The organism is Brevundimonas vesicularis, assembly GCF_027886425.1.
Lineage (GTDB): Bacteria > Pseudomonadota > Alphaproteobacteria > Caulobacterales > Caulobacteraceae > Brevundimonas > Brevundimonas vesicularis_C.
Map to the genome: position 1 here is coordinate 1,569,991 of NZ_CP115671.1, position 16,067 is coordinate 1,586,057.

General features: G+C 68.4%; 18 protein-coding genes. 12 read left to right on the forward strand and 6 right to left on the reverse strand.

What is annotated here, in order from left to right:
• Positions 1 to 119 precede the first annotated feature (119 nt).
• The 5 genes from PFY01_RS07880 (at position 120) to PFY01_RS07900 (ending at position 6,384) form a co-directional block, all read left to right on the forward strand.
• The gene (locus PFY01_RS07880; RefSeq protein WP_199061338.1) at positions 120 to 614 is read left to right on the forward strand and encodes an RcnB family protein; all 495 of its coding nucleotides are present in this window, start codon (positions 120 to 122) and stop codon (positions 612 to 614) included.
• Positions 615 to 712: 98 nt separating this feature from the next.
• Entirely contained in the window at positions 713 to 2,401 is a 1,689-nt protein-coding gene (locus tag PFY01_RS07885) for a cisplatin damage response ATP-dependent DNA ligase (RefSeq protein ID WP_271040880.1), read from the forward strand.
• 52 nt (positions 2,402 to 2,453) lie between these two features.
• The gene (locus PFY01_RS07890; RefSeq protein WP_271040881.1) at positions 2,454 to 3,407 is read left to right on the forward strand and encodes a mechanosensitive ion channel family protein; all 954 of its coding nucleotides are present in this window, start codon (positions 2,454 to 2,456) and stop codon (positions 3,405 to 3,407) included.
• Positions 3,407 to 4,423: a threonine aldolase family protein gene (locus tag PFY01_RS07895; protein ID WP_271040882.1), complete on the forward strand. Its 1,017-nt coding sequence runs from the start codon at positions 3,407 to 3,409 to the stop codon at positions 4,421 to 4,423. The genes PFY01_RS07890 and PFY01_RS07895 overlap by 1 nt, the downstream gene beginning before the upstream one ends.
• 74 nt (positions 4,424 to 4,497) lie before the next feature.
• Positions 4,498 to 6,384, forward strand: a complete 1,887-nt coding sequence (locus tag PFY01_RS07900) for an ABCB family ABC transporter ATP-binding protein/permease (protein ID WP_420197066.1) — start codon at positions 4,498 to 4,500, stop codon at positions 6,382 to 6,384.
• Here PFY01_RS07900 and PFY01_RS07905 read toward each other — a convergent pair.
• From PFY01_RS07905 to PFY01_RS07920, 4 genes are all read right to left on the reverse strand, one after another.
• Positions 6,369 to 6,848, reverse strand: a complete 480-nt coding sequence (locus tag PFY01_RS07905) for a chemotaxis protein CheE (RefSeq protein ID WP_271040883.1) — start codon at positions 6,846 to 6,848, stop codon at positions 6,369 to 6,371. The two genes, PFY01_RS07900 and PFY01_RS07905, sit on opposite strands and share 16 nt — an antisense overlap.
• Positions 6,845 to 7,396: a response regulator gene (locus tag PFY01_RS07910; protein WP_271040884.1), complete on the reverse strand. Its 552-nt coding sequence runs from the start codon at positions 7,394 to 7,396 to the stop codon at positions 6,845 to 6,847. Before PFY01_RS07910 ends, PFY01_RS07905 begins: the two co-directional genes overlap by 4 nt.
• 135 nt (positions 7,397 to 7,531) lie before the next feature.
• Positions 7,532 to 8,479, reverse strand: a complete 948-nt coding sequence (locus PFY01_RS07915; protein WP_066554768.1) for an acetyl-CoA carboxylase carboxyltransferase subunit alpha — start codon at positions 8,477 to 8,479, stop codon at positions 7,532 to 7,534.
• A 90-nt stretch (positions 8,480 to 8,569) separates the two neighbouring features.
• Positions 8,570 to 9,472, reverse strand: a complete 903-nt coding sequence (locus tag PFY01_RS07920) for a site-specific tyrosine recombinase XerD (RefSeq protein ID WP_271040885.1) — start codon at positions 9,470 to 9,472, stop codon at positions 8,570 to 8,572.
• Between the two features lie 125 nt (positions 9,473 to 9,597).
• Between PFY01_RS07920 and PFY01_RS07925 the strand changes: the two genes are divergently transcribed.
• The 3 genes from PFY01_RS07925 to PFY01_RS07935 are packed head-to-tail and all read left to right on the forward strand — an operon-like array spanning position 9,598 to position 11,854.
• Positions 9,598 to 10,164: a shikimate kinase gene (locus PFY01_RS07925; protein ID WP_271040886.1), complete on the forward strand. Its 567-nt coding sequence runs from the start codon at positions 9,598 to 9,600 to the stop codon at positions 10,162 to 10,164.
• Positions 10,161 to 11,267 (forward strand): 3-dehydroquinate synthase, encoded by a 1,107-nt coding sequence (gene aroB, locus PFY01_RS07930; protein WP_271040887.1) that lies wholly within the window; start codon positions 10,161 to 10,163, stop codon positions 11,265 to 11,267. Before PFY01_RS07925 ends, aroB begins: the two co-directional genes overlap by 4 nt.
• Positions 11,267 to 11,854: a GNAT family N-acetyltransferase gene (locus tag PFY01_RS07935; RefSeq protein WP_271043041.1), complete on the forward strand. Its 588-nt coding sequence runs from the start codon at positions 11,267 to 11,269 to the stop codon at positions 11,852 to 11,854. The genes aroB and PFY01_RS07935 overlap by 1 nt, the downstream gene beginning before the upstream one ends.
• Here the strand turns inward: PFY01_RS07935 and PFY01_RS07940 are convergent.
• On the reverse strand, positions 11,851 to 12,276 hold the full coding sequence (locus PFY01_RS07940) for an MliC family protein (RefSeq protein WP_082464998.1): 426 nt from the start codon (positions 12,274 to 12,276) through the stop codon (positions 11,851 to 11,853). The genes PFY01_RS07935 and PFY01_RS07940 overlap by 4 nt on opposite strands.
• A gap of 50 nt (positions 12,277 to 12,326) precedes the next feature.
• Positions 12,327 to 12,785, reverse strand: a complete 459-nt coding sequence (gene tadA / locus PFY01_RS07945) for a tRNA adenosine(34) deaminase TadA (RefSeq protein ID WP_271040888.1) — start codon at positions 12,783 to 12,785, stop codon at positions 12,327 to 12,329.
• A 12-nt stretch (positions 12,786 to 12,797) separates the two neighbouring features.
• On the opposite strand from tadA, the gene PFY01_RS07950 reads away from it, so the two are divergent.
• The 4 genes from PFY01_RS07950 to rsmD are packed head-to-tail and all read left to right on the forward strand — an operon-like array spanning position 12,798 to position 16,037.
• Positions 12,798 to 14,354 (forward strand): pseudouridine synthase, encoded by a 1,557-nt coding sequence (locus PFY01_RS07950; RefSeq protein ID WP_271040889.1) that lies wholly within the window; start codon positions 12,798 to 12,800, stop codon positions 14,352 to 14,354.
• Between the two features lie 23 nt (positions 14,355 to 14,377).
• Positions 14,378 to 14,788 (forward strand): GFA family protein, encoded by a 411-nt coding sequence (locus PFY01_RS07955; RefSeq protein WP_271040890.1) that lies wholly within the window; start codon positions 14,378 to 14,380, stop codon positions 14,786 to 14,788.
• Between the two features lie 29 nt (positions 14,789 to 14,817).
• Positions 14,818 to 15,462 carry a TMEM175 family protein gene (locus PFY01_RS07960; protein WP_271040891.1) on the forward strand — a complete coding sequence of 215 codons (645 nt, stop codon included), beginning with the start codon at positions 14,818 to 14,820 and terminating at the stop codon, positions 15,460 to 15,462.
• On the forward strand, positions 15,462 to 16,037 hold the full coding sequence (rsmD, locus tag PFY01_RS07965; RefSeq protein WP_055753424.1) for a 16S rRNA (guanine(966)-N(2))-methyltransferase RsmD: 576 nt from the start codon (positions 15,462 to 15,464) through the stop codon (positions 16,035 to 16,037). The genes PFY01_RS07960 and rsmD overlap by 1 nt, the downstream gene beginning before the upstream one ends.
• Positions 16,038 to 16,067 lie beyond the last annotated feature (30 nt).

The window sequence follows — 16,067 nt, forward strand, 5'->3', positions numbered from 1 at the left end:
GCGATCCTGTGTTCCCGACATGAACCTAGCCCGAGGACGCCGGTTCAGGCGCGCCTCAGTCGCCGTGCTCCATAACTGCACCCAAGCCGATGATCTTCGGCGCAGATGGAGACACGATCATGAAAAAGATCCTGACCACCGCAATCGCTTCGGTCATGGCCGCCGGCGCGCTGGGCGCCGCTGGCGCAGCCTCGGCCCAGCCCGTACCGCCCCACGGTCCGCATGGTCCCGCCGCACGTCACGGTCCGGGTCCTGACCACTACGATCGTCGGGACTACCGCCAGGATCGCCGCGATTACCGCCGCGAACTGCGCGAGGATCGTCGCGATTATCGCCAGCAGCAACGCGCCTATGAGCGCTGGCAGCGTGCGGAACGTCGTTACAACGCCCCGCGCTATGTCCCGCCGCGCGGCTATGCGGTTCGGACCTGGAGCTATGGTCAACGGATGCCGTCCTACTACCGCACCAACGCCTATGTGGTGAACGACTACAACCGCTATGGCCTGCGCGCGCCGCCCCGTGGCTACCAATATGTCCGCAGCGGTAATGACGTGGTGCTCGCCGCCGTCGCCGGCGGCCTGATCACCGCCGTGATCGCCGGACTGTTCAACTGATCTACTGAGGATTTGAGATGCGCCCCGGAGGGAAACCTCCGGGGCGTTTTTCGTTCTGATGAAGACGGCGACGCTTCCGGCGCCCAAGATGGATGACGATGCGCGCCTTCGCCGAGCTACTGGACCGCCTGTCCCTGACGGCCTCGCGCAATGCGAAGCTGGTGCTGGTGCGCGATTATCTGAGGGCGACGCCTGATCCCGACCGGGGATGGGCGCTGGCGGCCTTGACCGGCGACCTGACGTTCGACGCGGCCAAGCCGGCCATGATCCGAAAGGCGGTTGAAGGCCGGGTCGACAGCGTGCTGTTCGGCTGGTCCTACGACTATGTGGGTGATCTGGCGGAGACAGTGGCCCTGATCTGGCCCGTGACGCCGGACCATCGGCCAAACCGCGAGCCAGAATTGGCCGAGGTCGTCGAGGCGCTAAGGACCGCGACGCGGACGGAGGTGCGCGGTCTTCTGGAGGGTTGGCTGGATGCGCTGGAGCCGAAAGGGCGCTGGGCGCTGCTGAAGCTGATGACCGGGGCCTTGCGCGTCGGCCTGTCGGCACGGCTGGCCAAGACGGCCGCGGCCATGATGCGCCCGGACGCGGTGATGGCGCCGCCTTCGCCGGAGGGCGACGAGGCGCAGATGACGCTGGAGGCGTTGGACGCCTCGGCCATCGAGGAGGTCTGGCACGCGGTCGAGCCGCCCTACGCCGACCTGTTCGCCTGGCTGGAGGGCAGGGCGGAGCGGCCCAGCCCGGATGCGCCCGGCCGTTTCCGACCCGTCATGCTGGCGGTCGCCATCGATGAAGCGGTCGATCTGCCCAAATTGTCGCCGGTTGACTATGCGGCCGAATGGAAGTGGGACGGCATTCGGGTTCAGGCGGTGCTGGAGGGCGAGGTCCGTAAACTCTATTCCCGCACCGGAGACGAAATTTCAGCCGCCTTTCCCGACGTGATGGAGGCCCTGGCGTTCGAAGGTGCGATCGATGGCGAGCTGATCATCTGGCGCGACGGGGCGGTCGCGCCGTTCGGGGACCTTCAGCAGCGGCTGAATCGCAAGTCGGTGGACGCTAAGGCTATGCAGGCCTTTCCGGCTGCGGTCGTCGCCTATGACCTGCTGGCCCAGGATGGCGAGGATTTGCGCGGCCTGCCGCTGCGCAAGCGTCGGGCGCGCCTGGAGGCCCTGGTCAATGGTCATACCGGCGAGCGACTGCATCTGTCGCCGGTGGTCGATTATGCGGATTGGGATCAGTTGGCGCGGTTGCGAGCCGATCCGCCGGTCGGGGCGGCGGCCGAGGGGCTGATGCTGAAACGCTGGGACAGCCCCTATCTGGCGGGGCGACCCAAGGGACCGTGGTTCAAATGGAAGCGCGACCCCCACGTCATCGACGCCGTCCTGATGTACGCCCAGCGCGGGCACGGCAAGCGTTCCAGCTTCTATTCCGACTACACCTTCGGCGTCTGGACGCCGGAGGGGCCGCTGACGCCGGTGGGCAAGGCCTATTTCGGCTTCACCGACGAGGAGTTGAAACAGCTCGACAAGTTCGTGCGCGATCACACCATCGACCGGTTCGGGCCGGTGCGGTCGGTGCGGGCCGAGCGGGACTTCGGACTGGTGCTGGAGATCGCCTTCGAGGGGCTGAATCGCTCGACCCGGCACAAGTCCGGCGTGGCCATGCGTTTCCCGCGCGTCAGCCGAATTCGCTGGGACAAGCCGGCGCGAGAGGCCAACACCATCGACGACGTGATGGACCTGCTGGACGCTATCGAAAGCGGCGGCGGGCGGATCGCAAAGGCCTGAAATCGGGCTTTCGGGGGTTCCAATCGTCGCGTCAGGCGTTAGACCCGACCTCATGTCTCTGCCTATTTCCAACGAAGTCGCCGACGCGGTGGCCGCGGGCCGTAAGGCCGTTTCGATCGATGCCGCCGTGATCGCCAAGCTGACCGACATGGCGGGTGATTTCGCGATCAACCTGACGATCGCCATTCTGATCTTCGTCCTCACCGTCTTTGCGGCGAAATGGGCGGCGCGCGGGGCGCGCAATACGCTGTCGAGGGTCAAGGGATTCCGCCACGATCCGACGGTCCTGAGCTTCGCGGTCCAGGTCGTGCGGGTGGTGGTCTTCATCATCGGCATGATCGCCGTGCTGCAGCGGCTGGGCGTTCAGACGACCTCGATCATCGCCGTGCTGGGCGCGGCGTCACTGGCGGTGGGTCTGGCGTTGCAGGGCACGTTGTCGAACGTGGCGTCGGGGATCATGCTGCTGGTGCTGCGGCCCTATCGCGTAGGCGACGTGGTCGATGTCGGCGGGATGAGCGGCACGGTGCAGCGCCTGGACCTGTTCACGACCCAGCTGTCCAACGCCAACAACCACAAGATCGTCATTCCGAACTCCAAGGTCCTGAGCGATCCGCTGACCAACTTGACCGGCCAGCAGACGCGCCGGATCGAGATCAACTTCACGGTCGGTTATGGCGACGATCTGAACCAAGCGCGCTGCGTGCTGGCGGATATGGCCGCCGCGCACGACAAGGTGCTGCACGATCCCCATCCCTGGACCGGCGTGACGGGCCTGCTGGATAGCTCGGTTCAGGTGACGCTGCACGCCTGGGTCAAGGTCGGCGACTGGTGGCAGACCCAGGCCGATCTGATGCAGGGCGGCAAGGAGGCGCTGGACGCCGCCGGGATCGAGATTCCGTTCCCGCATCAGGTCGCCGTGCCCTATGGCGATGAGGATGTGGTGCCGGTCGTGCGCGTCCGCACGGTCGAAGACGATACGGCCGATCTGAAGGCGACGAACCGTTGATGCGTTACGATTTCGGCTCCGACAACACCGCCGGCATGGCGCTGAGCGCCCTCGAAGGCCTGGTGCGCGCCAACAAGGGATTCGCCCGCGCCTATGGCGCAGACGAGGTCACCGCCCGCGCCGCCGACCAGATTCGCCAGCGTCTGGATGCGGACGCCGACGTGCGTTTTGTATTCAGTGGGACGGCGGCCAACGCCATTGCCCTGTCGATGTTGGCCCAACCCTATGAGGCGGTGCTGGCTCACCATGCGGCGCATATCTGCACCGACGAGACGGGCGCGCCGGGCTTCTTCGGTCACGGCGTCGGCCTGATCGGGCTGCCGGGGTTCTCGGGCAAGATCGATCCATTGGCGCTGCAGGCGCAGTTGGGCGAACCCGAAGTCGGGCATCGTCAGCCGCCCGCCGCCCTGTCGCTGACGCAGGCCACCGAATATGGCTCGGTCTATACCGAGGAAGAACTGCGTCATCTGATCGAACCGGCCAAGGCGCTGGGCTACGGCGTTCACATGGACGGCGCGCGCCTGACCAATGCGGTCGCCGCCGGTTTCGACCTGAAGGACATTTCGCGTCTGGGCGTGGACGTGCTGGTGTTCGGCGGGGCCAAGGCAGGCGCCAACTGCGCCGAGGCGATCGTGCTGTTCGACAAGAGCCTGGCGCGGCGACTGGACAACCGTCTGAAACAGGCGGGCCAGACATCGTCCAAGACGCGGCTACTGTCGGGTCCGATGCTGGGACTGCTGGAAAGCGGCGATTGGGAGTCGGGCGGCGCCCACGCCAATCTGATGGCGCAGCGCTTGGCGGCCGGCATCGCGGGGCGGTCGCCCTTCGTCCTGGCCCATCCGGTGGAGGCGAGCGCCGTCTTCGTGCGGATGCCGCCAGAGGCGCACGCCCGCCTGAACGAAATGGGCTGGGCCTGCTACGCCTTCGATGACGGTTCGGTACGCTTTGTCTGTTCGTGGGCGACGCAGGAAGCGGCCGTGGACGAGTTGATCGAGGCGGTCGCCGGTCTGGGCTGAGCGACGAATCCCCGCTCGCGCGCCAGCGTGGCCTTTCCCCGGTCGCATTGGCTTTCCATATGCGCATCATGGCGATGCGAGGCGAACGCTCCGGCGGCAGGCGTGACCCGATGGTCAAGGCGCAGCAGGCAGGGAGCCCACAGGACAAGACGGACGGACCCCCGACGCTGACGGCGCTGGGGGACCTTGCGCGGCTGGTGGCCCGATCGGGCGCGCCGCACCTGAAACTGCGGCTGATCTCGGCCATCCTGCTGACGCTGGCGGGCAAGGGGCTGGGCGTTCTGGCGCCGCTGGTGCTGGGCGCGGCGGTCAACCGTCTGGCGGCCGGGCAGGGTGCGGCGACCGCCGTCGGCCTGGGCTTTGCGGCCTTCGCCATCGGCTGGGCCCTCGTGCGGTTTCTATCGGCGGCCTCGCCCCTGGTGTCGGACGTGGTGTTCGCGCCGGTGCGCGCCGCCGCCCAGCGCGCGACGGCGGCCGAGGCCTTCGCCCATGCGCTGAGCCTGTCGCTGGACTTCCACCAGACCAAACGCTCGGGCGCCCTGTCGCGGACGATGGACCGGGGATCGCGCGCGGTGGACTTCCTGCTGCGCATCTTAGCCTTCAACCTGGTCCCGACCGGGGTGGAGCTGGTGCTGGCGGCCGGGGTGCTGGGCGCCAAATACGACTGGCGTTTCGCCGCCGTCGCGGTGGTCGTGGTCGTCATCTACACCGCCGCCACCTTCGCCATGTCCAATTGGCGGCTGGAGCATCGCCGGATCATGAATGCGGCCGATTCCGAGGCCGCCGGCGTCTCGGTCGACGCCCTGCTGAACTATGAGACGGTGAAGTCGTTCGGGGCCGAGACGCGCGCGGCTCAGACCTATGACCGGGCGCTGGGCGACTATGCCGAGGCGTCGCTGAAGGCCAACAGTTCGCTGAACATGCTGAACGGGATGCAGGCCCTGGTGATGAACCTGGGGCTGGGCGTCATGGCGGTGATGGCCGGGTTCGAGGCGGCGGCCGGAAGGATGGGGCCGGGCGACGTGACAGCGGCGGTGCTGATCATGATCTCGCTATATGCGCCGCTGAACATTCTGGGCTTCGCCTATCGAGAAATCCGTCAGTCCTTCATCGACATGGAGGAGATGCTGAAGGTGACGCGACAGACGCCGCAGGTCGCCGATGCGCCGAACGCCGTCGCCCTGCCACGGCCGGTCGATGCGCGCGGGGCGTCGGTAGCGTTCGAAGCCGTCGGCTTCCGCCACGACGCGCGGGCCAATGGGCTGGAGGACGTCAGCTTCTACGCTGCGCCTGGCACCACGACGGCGCTGGTCGGGCCCTCGGGCGCGGGCAAGTCCACCATTGTCAAACTGGCGCTGCGTCTGCTCGATCCGCAGGAAGGGCGCGTGCTGATCGACGGCCATGATGCGCGCGAGGTGACCCAGGCCTCGCTGCGATCGGCGGTGGCGCTGGTGCCGCAGGATGTGGCGCTGTTCAACGACACCCTGGCCGCTAACATCGCGTTCGCCCGGCCTGAGGCGGATGAGACGCAGGTGTGGGCGGCCGCGGAGGCGGCGGAACTGGCCGACTTCATTCGCGGCTTGCCGGACGGGATGCAGACCAAGGTCGGTGAACGGGGGCTGAAGCTGTCGGGCGGCGAACGCCAGCGGGTAGGCATCGCACGCGCGCTGCTGGCCGATCCGTGCATCCTGATCCTGGACGAAGCGACTAGCGCTCTGGACAGCCGGACCGAGTCTGCGATCCAGAAGACGCTGCGCAAGGCCAGGAACGGGCGCACGACCCTGGTGGTCGCACACCGGCTGTCGACCGTGGCGGACGCGGACCAGATTCTGGTGCTGAAGGCCGGGCGGATCGTCGAACGCGGCGGGCACCACGAACTGGTGGCTCGACAAGGCGGGGAATATGCGGCGCTGTGGCGCAAACAGACGCGCGGCGGCAAGACGCCTCAGATGGCCGACTGATCGGCGGCGGGAAGCTTCTTTCTCAGAACCTCATGCAGGTTCGTCAGGATGGCGGTCCGTGCGGCCTGCTCTTGCGGCGGGAGCGCCAGCAACAGCTTCATCGCCTGGGCATGGACCGTGGCGATGCGCCAGTCGAACCCGCCCTGACGCGGCGCGGCGTCCAGCAGGTCGCACAGGCCCTTGGCCGCTGTGCACAGGTCGTCCATCGAGAAGGGACTGGCGGCGTCAATGATCTGGCTCGAGGCGGAATAGGCCAGATCCAGCCGCATCGGCTCGATCAGGTTCGGATCTGGCTTGGCCAGCAGGACGGCGATATTGTCGCCGATGATGGCGCGGGCCTGATCCTGAAGTCCGTCCAGATTGGCGCGGGCCTGGGCCAAGGCGACGCCGATGCTAACGCCGCCGGGGCGATCCAGCATCTCTGCCAGACGCGACTTGCGCTGAGTGTGGGTGATGACGGTCATAGGGCCAGACTCTCCATCCCCTTCGCCTTGCGAATCATGTCGGCGCGACGTTCCACGCCTTCATAGCCGGTGTGTCGGAACCGGCGATCCGGGCCCAGATAGTCGCCGACCTCAAGGAAGGGCCGGGTGTCGCGCGCGACCCACAGGATGCGCTCAAGCAGAAGGGCGGGGCTGAAGGGCTTGGTGACGACGAAGTTGGCGCCGCAGTCGCGCGCCTCGGTGACGCGCCCGCGACGAATGTGGCTGGCAGTCATGATGACGGGGGTGAAGGCGTTGGGATTGGGGCCGGAGCGACGCAGCCACCGCACCAGTTCGAACCCGTCGATGTCGGGCATGTCGGTATCGACGACCAGCAGATCGACGGGCTTGTCGGTCAGCAACTTCTTGGCTTCCATGCCCATGCCGCACGCATAGGTCGGCCGGATGCCGAAACCGGTCAGGGCGTTGGACGTCAGGGTCAGGGAGAAAGGCGAATCATCGACGATCATCGTGATCGCGCCGCCCAGGTTGAAGACGGCGCTTTCGCGCAGAGACTCGCCGCCGCTCATGACCCCAAGGCCCCCTTCTGGCCTGCCGATAGACTTATGGCCGGTCGCAAACCCCGATGCCTCCTAACGAAGGGCGGAGCTTGGCAGACGAGGGTGGATGCTGCGTTAACGTTGGTCGGCCAAAGCGACCAAGCGTCAGAGGGCGCCGATGGCGTAGAAGCGATCCGCGCGGCGCTTCTTGATCTGCTGGGGCGTCAGGCCGTCGAAGCCCTTCAGCTCTTCGGCCAGAACGTCGCCGACATTGGCCATGGCCGCGTCGCGATCGGTATGGGCGCCGCCGACAGGCTCTTGGATCAGGCGGTCCACGATCTTCAGCTGCATCAGGTCCGGGCCGGTGATCTTCATCGCCATGGCCGCATCCTTGGCCCGCGCGCCGTCGCGCCACAAAATGCCGGCGGCGCCCTCGGGCGAGATGACCGAATAGATCGAGTGCTCCAGCATCAGCACGCGGCTGGCCGCCGCGATGGCGATGGCGCCGCCCGAACCGCCTTCGCCGGTGATGGTGGCGATGGAGGGCACGCCCAGGGTCAGGCAGCGCTCGGTCGAGCGGGCGATGGCCTCGGCCTGACCGCGTTCCTCGGCGCCCAGGCCCGGATAGGCACCGGCGGTATCGATGAAGCTGAGGACCGGCAGGCCGAACTGTTCGGCCATGTCCATCAGGCGCACCGCCTTGCGATAGCCCTCGGGCCGCGCCATGCCGAAGTTGTGGGTGATACGGGTCGCGGTGTCGTGACCCTTCTCGTGGCCCATGATGACGACTGGACGACCGCGGAACCGGGCAAGGCCGCCCAGGATGGCCTGGTCGTCGCCGAACTGGCGGTCGCCGTGAAGCTCGTTCCAGTCGGTGAACAGGCTCTGGACGTAATCGATGAAGTGCGGACGCTGCGGATGGCGCGCGACCTGAGTCTTCATCCAGGGGTCGAGGCCGGCGTAGGTCTTCTTGCGCAGTTGCTCGGCCTTTTTGCGCAGGCCCTCGATCTCATGGTCGATGTCGCCCGAGGTGTCGGCCAGCAGCGACAGCTCCTCGATCTTGGCTTCCAGATCGGCGATCGGCTTTTCGAAGTCGAGATAGTGCGTGGCCATCAAGGCGTCCGGGAACTGCAAACGGGCGAAAGCGCCCTTGGGGAAGGCGCGCGAACCTAGAGAGGTCAACGCCGCCGGGCAAGCGGCGGTTCAGTCGTCGCGCGCCAAGGGGTGGTTTTGGTGGACGACCTGGGCCAGGCGATCGGTGGCGACGTGGGTGTAGATCTGGGTCGTGGCGATGTCGACGTGGCCCAGCAGGGTCTGGACGACGCGCAGGTCGGCGCCGCCTTCCAGCAGGTGGGTGGCGAAGGCGTGGCGCAGGACGTGGGGGCTGACACGGGCCCGGTCGATGCCGGCCGTGATCGCGGCCTCGTCCAGCAGTTGGGCGAAACGGCGCGGCGTCAGATGGCCGGTGCGGCCGGAGGAGGGGAACAGCCAGGGACTGTCGGGCGCATCAGGCTTTCGCTTCGCGTCGCGCGCTACGAGCCAGGCCTTGATCGCTTCGCGGGCGGCGGCGTTGAGGGGCGCGAGCCGTTCCTTGCCGCCCTTGCCGCGCACGATCAGATAGGCGGGGTCGCGCCGAATGGCTTCGACTTTCAGCCCCAGCAGTTCGGACACCCGCAGGCCGGAGGCGTAGGCCATCTCGACCAGGGCGACCAGGCGCAGACCCGCCGCCGCGTCACGGGCGGCCGAGGCGGCCAGAAGGGCGTCGATCTCGGCGCGGCTCAACACCTTGGGCAGGGATCGGCCCTGTTTGGGGGCGTCGAGACGGCGCGACGGATCGTCGGTGCGCCACCCCTCGGCCAGGGCAAAGCGGTAGAACTGGCGCGCGGACGAGCGGCGACGGGCGGCGGTGGCTGCGGATAGACCGCGCCGCGACAGATCCGCGAACCAGCCCTCGACCGCTTCGGCGTCGGCCTTCATCAATCCGCCGGCGTCCGACAACGCCATCTCCGCGTCCGCCAGATCGCGGCCATAGGCGGACAGCGTATGGGGCGAGGCGTCGCGTTCGACCGCCATCATCTCCAGAAAGGCCTCGATCTGGGGCGTCATCGCACGATCCGCGCGCCGAACGGATGGCGCATGGTCTGGCTTGGTGTAGAGGTTTTCTGGATCATGCCTGCCCGCGCCGCCGCCTTCGCCTTCCTCTCGACCGACCGTTCCGCCGGAGCCGCCGGATGAGGCGGCGCGCGAATCCGGGTCCGACCCGCACCATAGCCCTCGTCGGCCTGATGGGGGTGGGCAAATCGTCAGTCGGTCGTCGGCTGGCCAATCGGCTGCGACTGCCTTTCGCGGACGGAGATGTGGAGATCGAGGCGGCGGCCGGGATGACGGTGTCGGAAATCTTCGCCGCCCTGGGCGAGGCCGAGTTCCGCGCGGGCGAGGCGCGGGTGATCCGCCGCCTGCTGGAGGGGCCGCCCATCGTCCTGGCGACCGGCGGCGGGGCGATGATGAACCCGGAGACGCGGGCGCTGCTGAAGGCCACGGCAGACACCGTGTGGCTGAGGGCCGATCTGGCGGTCATCGCGGAGCGGGTGGCGCGGCGCGACACGCGGCCCCTGCTGCGCGGCAAGGATCCGCTGGAGGTGCTGACGACCTTGGCTCAGGCGCGCTATCCCATCTATGGCGAGGCCGATGTGACCGTGGACGTCGGGCAGGGCTCGCACGGCCAGGCGGTCGACGCCATTCACAAGAACCTGCGCCGACACTGGCGCCAGAGAAGACGCACGGAGACCCCGCAATGACGATCATTCCGGTCAGCGGCGGGGCCTTTGCCGCCTATGACGTCGTGGTGGGACGCGGGCTGCTGGCGCAGGCCGGCGCACACATCGCGCCGCTGGCCAAGGGGCGGACGGTCATCGTCACCGACGAGACGGTTGCGGGTCTCCATGCCCAGACCCTGATCGCGTCGCTGACGGCGGCGGGCGTGACCAGCGAGATCGTGGCCGTGCCGGCAGGCGAGGGCTCCAAGTCCTTCGCCGAGCTGGAGCGGGTGCTGGACCGGCTGCTGGAGATCGGTCTGGATCGCAAGGACGTGGTCATCGCCCTGGGGGGCGGGGTCGTGGGCGATCTGGCCGGTCTGGCGGCGGCGCTGTTCATGCGCGGCATCGACTTCGTGCAGATTCCGACGACTTTGCTGGCCCAGGTCGATTCGTCGGTTGGCGGCAAGACGGCCATCGATACGCCGCGCGGCAAAAACCTGGTCGGCGCCTTCCATCAGCCGCGTCTGGTGCTGGCGGACATAGACGTGCTGGCCACGCTGCCGGAACGCCAGGTGAGGTCCGGCTGGGCCGAGGTGCTGAAGCATGGGCTGATCTGCGACGCGCCCTTCTTCGACTGGCTGGCAGGCGAGGGGGCTGCGGGCGCCAGGGGCGATCCGGCGGCGCTGGAACGGGCGGTGATCCGCTCGGTGGAGATCAAGAGCGCGGTGGTCGGCGAGGACGAGAAGGAGGCGGGGCGACGCGCCCTGCTGAACCTGGGTCACACCTTCGGCCATGCGATCGAGACCGAGGTCGGCTTCGACGAAGGCGCGCTGGCGCACGGCGAGGCGGTGGCGCTCGGCTGCTGCATGGCCTTCCGCTATTCGGCGGGTGAAGGCCTATGTTCGGCGGACGGCGTGGCGCGGGTCGAGACGGTGGTCGCGGCGGCTGGGCTGCCGACGCGGCTGGATCAGGCGGGATCATTTGCAGCCGATCGTCTGCTGGCCTTGATGGCGGGAGACAAGAAGGCCGAGGGCGGGGCGCTGACCCTGATCCTGGCGCGCGGCATCGGCCAGGCCTTCGTCGCCAAGGGCGTGGATGCGGCCAAGGTGCGGGCCTTCCTGATCGAGGAAGGCGCGACCGCGTGATGCGGATCGCCCCGGTCCCTCTGGAGGATCGCTTCGTGAGGCTCGAGCCGTTCGAGGAAGGATTGAAAGCCGAGGTCAAGGCCGCGCTGGATTGCGATCCCGAGGCCTGGAGCATCATGGTCGCGCCCGCCTATGGCGATCATTTCGAGGCGTGGTGGAACACCGCGATGGCGGCGATGCAGGCGCAGACGCGGATCGCCTATGCGGTGCGGCGGCGCTCGGACGGGGCGGTGGTCGGGACGACGAGCCTGTATGAGATCAACCCCGCCTATCGCCGCTGCGAGATCGGCTCGACCTTCTATCGGCCCGAGGCGCGGGGCGGGGCGATCAACCCGGCCTGCAAACGGCTGCTGCTGGGTCATGCCTTCGACGCGGGCGCTGTGCGGGTCGAGATCATCACAGACGCGGTTAACGCCCAGAGCCAGGCCGCCATCCTCAAACTAGGCGCCAAGGCCGAAGGCGTCATGCGCAAGCACAAGATCACCTGGACCGGTCGGGCGCGCGACACCGCCATGTTCGCCGTCATCGTCGACAACTGGCCCTCGGTGCGCCAGAGTCTGGATCGACGGTTAGCGGCCTTCACTTAGTCGACCGCTCGGCATTCCGTCGGCTGGCGGCCTTCGACGGACCAGGTGGCGAGGACGCCCTTGCCGCGCAGTTCGACGTTGGAGGCGCGGTACCATATGCCGTCGGCGGCGCGTTCCTGATACAGGTCGATGGCCTCGCCGGAAGAGTTGCGGATGGTGGCCATCTGACGCGGGTTGTCGAAATCGACCGACAGGCGCTCGCCATTGTCGCACAGATAGACGGTGTGGACGACGCGGTTCAGGGTGCGGTCCTGGATTTCGGCGCCGGTGCGCTGGCGGGCGGTCTGGGCCTGGATGGCGCGTTCCTTGACCTCGTCGCCGGTGCGCGGAGCCTTGTCGGGATCGGCGCCGCAGGCGGTGAGGAGGGCCAGGGCGGCCAAGCCGCTGAACACGATCGACTGCGGCAGATCCGGCTTGAACAAGGTCTTTTCCCTCCACGGCCCCGCCCAACGGCGCAGCTTTTCGCGGCGTTCTAACGTGCGCCGCCTGTCGCCGTTCCCCGTCTTTGACGGAAGAAGGATTTGAGCAGTGACGACGCCTCGCCCGCCAGAAGGCCTGAGTCCGTGGTCGGGCGCCAGTGGCAGGTGGGTTGTTCGAACAGACGCGGGCCGTGGATGACGGCGCCGCCCTTGGGATCGTCGGCGGCCCAGACCACGCGGCCGATGCGGGCGTGGCTTATGGCGCCGGCGCACATGGCGCAGGGCTCCAGCGTCACATAGAGGGTCAGGCCGGTAAGGCGATAGTTGTCCAGCGCCGTCGCCGCGCGCCGCATGGCGACGATCTCGGCATGGGCGGTGGGGTCGCGAGCTGCAATCGGACCATTGGCGCCGGTCGAAATTACCTCACCTGAGGCGGGATCGACAAGAATTGCGCCCACGGGCACCTCTCCTGCGTCCGCCGCCGCTTGCGCTTGGTCCAGCGCCATGCGCATGAACCGCTCATCATGGTCCGCCATACAGACGACAACGACAAGAAGCCCCGCGCCCGTCAAGACGAACGGTCGCCCCGGCCCTTTAAATCCTCCGGTCCCCGCAAGAGCGGCGACGGGACGAGATCATTCGGCGACAAGCCGCGCGGCCCTCGCGAAGACGGCGCCAAGCGGTTCGGCGACAAGGCCGACCGCCCACGCAGCGACAAGCCGCGCAGCGACCGGCCCCGCACCGACAAGCCGCGCAGCGATGGGGGCGGCAAGGACGGCAAGTCCAAGACGCCGGACACGCCTCTGCGCGCTGAGCGAATCGCCAAGACCATGGCCCGCGCCGGCATCGCCTCGCGCCGCGAGGTCGAGCGGCTGATCGGCCTGGGCAAGGTGGCGGTCAACGGCCGCATCCTGGATACGCCCGCGACCCTGGTGACGCGCGACGACGTGATCACGGTGGACGGCAAGCCCATCGGCTCGACCCAGGCCACGCGGGTCTGGCGCTATCACAAGCCGGCGGGCCTGTTGACCAGCCACAGCGATCCGACGGGACGACCGACGGTGTTCGACGCCCTGCCGGCCGGTCTGCCGCGCGTGATTTCGGTCGGGCGGCTGGACCTGGCGACCGAAGGCCTGCTGCTGCTGACCAACGACGGCGAGCTGAGCCGGGCGCTGGAGCTGCCATCGACCTCGCTTGTGCGTCAGTACCGGGCGCGGGCGCGGGGCAAGATCACCCAGGAGCAGTTAGACGCGCTCAAGGACGGCGTGGTCGTGGACGGCGTCTCTTATGGTCCCATCGAGGCCAAGCTGGACAAGGCCAAGGAGTCCAAGTCCGAGGACGGCAAGGCGCCGGCGAACCTGTGGATCTCGGTGTCGATCACCGAGGGCAAGAACCGCGAAGTCAGGAAGGTGCTGGAGTCCGTCGGCCTGACGGTCAACCGGCTGATCCGCCTGGCCTACGGCCCGTTCCGCCTGGACGTGCTGCCGGTCGGATCGGTGGAAGAGGTCGGGCCGCGCGTGATCCGCGAGCTGCTGGCCGACTACATCCGGCCCGAGAACCTGCCGACCGGCAATACGGTCGAAACGCCCGCGCCCATCCCCGGCCGTCGGGTCTCGACGCCCATCGTCAAGGGCCGGTCGGGTTCGGCCATGTCGGACCCGTCGCGCAAGCCCAGCCGCGTCCGCGCCGCCGAGACGGCCCAGGCCGATGCGGTCGAGCGCCGCGAGCGTCCGCCCAAGAAGGAAGGCTGGGCCAAGGCCGCGCCTAGGTTTGAGCATTCCAAGAGCTTCAAGCCGCGCGAACGCACCACGCCCGCCAGCGACCGCCCGGCGCGTGAGGATGGCGACCGGCCCAAGCGCGCCTTCAAGCCGCGCGACGACCAGTTCATCGACGATCGGCGCGGCAAGCCCGGCGCCAAACCGGCGGGACGCGCCGGCTCCGGCCCCCGCGCAGGCGGTCCCGGCGGAAAGCCGAGCAGCGGCCGCGACTTCAAGCCTCGCACGGGCGGCGCCGGCAAGCCGGCCGGTCCGTCTGGAACGAGCGGACGCGGGCCAGGCGGCAAGCCGCGCACGCCCCGCTGAGGATCGCCGCCGAGGACTGAGCGATGACGATCTCGACCGGGCGGTGCCTGTGCGGCGCCGTCACCTTCACCGCGACGCCGAACGGCGGGATGCACGCCTGCCACTGCCCGACCTGCCGGCGGCAGTCGGGCGGCATCCTGTTCAGCGTGGACTGCGGCGACAGCGTGGAGGTCACGGGCGAGGTGGCGACCTATGTGTCGTCCGACTGGGCGACGCGGCAGTTCTGTCCCGCCTGCGGGACGGGCCTGTTCTGGCGATCCAACGACGGGGCGATCACCATGGTTTCGGCCCAGGCGTTCGACGATCCGTCGGTCTTCGCCCTTGAGGACGAGTTCTGCATCGAGAGCAAGCCGGCGACCTATGCGCTGGCGGGCGAGCGGCCGCGCCTGACGACGGACGAGTTGTGGACGCAGTTCGCGCCGCCGCAGGATTGACGACAAGGGTTGCGACAGGGGGAATGGCGATGACGACGACGACAGCGGACCTGAGTCCGGCGAAGGGCGATCACAGCCTGGAACGGCTGCTGCTGTTCTCGGACGGGGTGTTCGCCATCGCCATCACCCTGCTGGCCATCGAACTGCATGTGCCCGAAGGCTGGAACGGGCAGTGGGCCAGCCTGTGGGCCGAGCGGTGGCCGATGTTCACCGCCTTTGCGCTCAGCTTCGCCATCATCGGCGTCTTCTGGAACACGCATCGGCGGGTGTTCGCTCGCATGACCGGCTTCAGCAACGGGGTGATGCTGTTCAACATGCTGGCGCTGGCCGGGGTGGTGTTGATGCCGTTCGCCACGACCCTGCTGTACGAGCAGCCGCGCAACGGCGAGGGGGCGTGGATCTATCTGAGCTTGGTGGCGCTGGTCGGCGTGATGCACGCCGGCGCCTATGGCTGGGCCGCCTTCGTGACCGATGCGATCCGGCCGCGACCGCATTGGGCGGTGCGCGCCACGGTGGTCGTGACCCATGCCCTGATGCCGGGGCTGGCCTGCGCGCTGAGCTTCTTCCTGATGGCGCGGGGCGTGGGGCTGCTGGCGGCCGTGACGGCGCTGGCGCTGGGGCTGCTGATCGCCGGCCGGGTCTGGGTCGGTCGGCGCTTTGGCGGAGCGGCCTGATGCGGATCGTCGCCGGAAGCCTGAAGGGCCGGGCCATCGTCGCGCCGGAGGGGCAGGGCACGCGCCCGACCTCGGACCGCGCGCGCCAGGCCGTGTTCAACGTGCTGGAACACGCCGCCTGGGGTGAGAGCCTGCAAGGCTTGCGGGTCATCGACCTGTACGCCGGTTCGGGCGCCCTGGGGTTCGAGGCGGTCAGCCGGGGGGCGGGCTTCTGCCTGTTTGTCGAGACGGACGACGGGGCGCGCGGCGCGATCCGCGAGAACGCCGACGCCTATGGGCTGATGGGACGCACGCGGGTGCATCGCAGGAGCGCGACGGACCTGGGCGTGCGGCCCGGCCCGATCGCCGAGGCGTTCGACCTGGCGTTTCTGGACCCGCCCTACGGCAAGGGGCTGGGGGAGCAGACGCTGGCGCGGCTGATCGAGGGAAGCTGGCTCAAGCCCGGCGCCCTGGTGGTGTTCGAGCGCGGGTCGGACGAGCCGGAGATCGACACGCCCGGCTATCAGCGGCTGGACGCGCGCGACTATGGCGCAGCCAGGGTGCTGTTCCTGAAGGTTTCGCCGACAGCGGAGTGAGGCGACGCTGCCCGTCTCCCAACGGGAGAG

What these genes read in the sequence shown, in the direction of transcription:
- PFY01_RS07880 (WP_199061338.1), top strand. Translation starts at nt 120, where the DNA reads ATGAAAAAGATCCTGACCACCGCAATCGCTTCGGTCATGGCCGCCGGC.
- PFY01_RS07885 (WP_271040880.1), top strand. Translation starts at nt 713, where the DNA reads ATGCGCGCCTTCGCCGAGCTACTGGACCGCCTGTCCCTGACGGCCTCG.
- PFY01_RS07890 (WP_271040881.1), top strand. Translation starts at nt 2,454, where the DNA reads ATGTCTCTGCCTATTTCCAACGAAGTCGCCGACGCGGTGGCCGCGGGC.
- PFY01_RS07895 (WP_271040882.1), top strand. Translation starts at nt 3,407, where the DNA reads ATGCGTTACGATTTCGGCTCCGACAACACCGCCGGCATGGCGCTGAGC.
- PFY01_RS07900 (WP_420197066.1), top strand. Translation starts at nt 4,498, where the DNA reads ATGCGAGGCGAACGCTCCGGCGGCAGGCGTGACCCGATGGTCAAGGCG.
- PFY01_RS07905 (WP_271040883.1), bottom strand. Translation starts at nt 6,848, where the DNA reads ATGACCGTCATCACCCACACTCAGCGCAAGTCGCGTCTGGCAGAGATG.
- PFY01_RS07910 (WP_271040884.1), bottom strand. Translation starts at nt 7,396, where the DNA reads ATGAGCGGCGGCGAGTCTCTGCGCGAAAGCGCCGTCTTCAACCTGGGC.
- PFY01_RS07915 (WP_066554768.1), bottom strand. Translation starts at nt 8,479, where the DNA reads ATGGCCACGCACTATCTCGACTTCGAAAAGCCGATCGCCGATCTGGAA.
- PFY01_RS07920 (WP_271040885.1), bottom strand. Translation starts at nt 9,472, where the DNA reads ATGACGCCCCAGATCGAGGCCTTTCTGGAGATGATGGCGGTCGAACGC.
- PFY01_RS07925 (WP_271040886.1), top strand. Translation starts at nt 9,598, where the DNA reads ATGAGGCGGCGCGCGAATCCGGGTCCGACCCGCACCATAGCCCTCGTC.
- aroB (WP_271040887.1), top strand. Translation starts at nt 10,161, where the DNA reads ATGACGATCATTCCGGTCAGCGGCGGGGCCTTTGCCGCCTATGACGTC.
- PFY01_RS07935 (WP_271043041.1), top strand. Translation starts at nt 11,267, where the DNA reads ATGCGGATCGCCCCGGTCCCTCTGGAGGATCGCTTCGTGAGGCTCGAG.
- tadA (WP_271040888.1), bottom strand. Translation starts at nt 12,785, where the DNA reads ATGCGCATGGCGCTGGACCAAGCGCAAGCGGCGGCGGACGCAGGAGAG.
- PFY01_RS07950 (WP_271040889.1), top strand. Translation starts at nt 12,798, where the DNA reads ATGGTCCGCCATACAGACGACAACGACAAGAAGCCCCGCGCCCGTCAA.
- PFY01_RS07955 (WP_271040890.1), top strand. Translation starts at nt 14,378, where the DNA reads ATGACGATCTCGACCGGGCGGTGCCTGTGCGGCGCCGTCACCTTCACC.
- PFY01_RS07960 (WP_271040891.1), top strand. Translation starts at nt 14,818, where the DNA reads ATGACGACGACGACAGCGGACCTGAGTCCGGCGAAGGGCGATCACAGC.
- rsmD (WP_055753424.1), top strand. Translation starts at nt 15,462, where the DNA reads ATGCGGATCGTCGCCGGAAGCCTGAAGGGCCGGGCCATCGTCGCGCCG.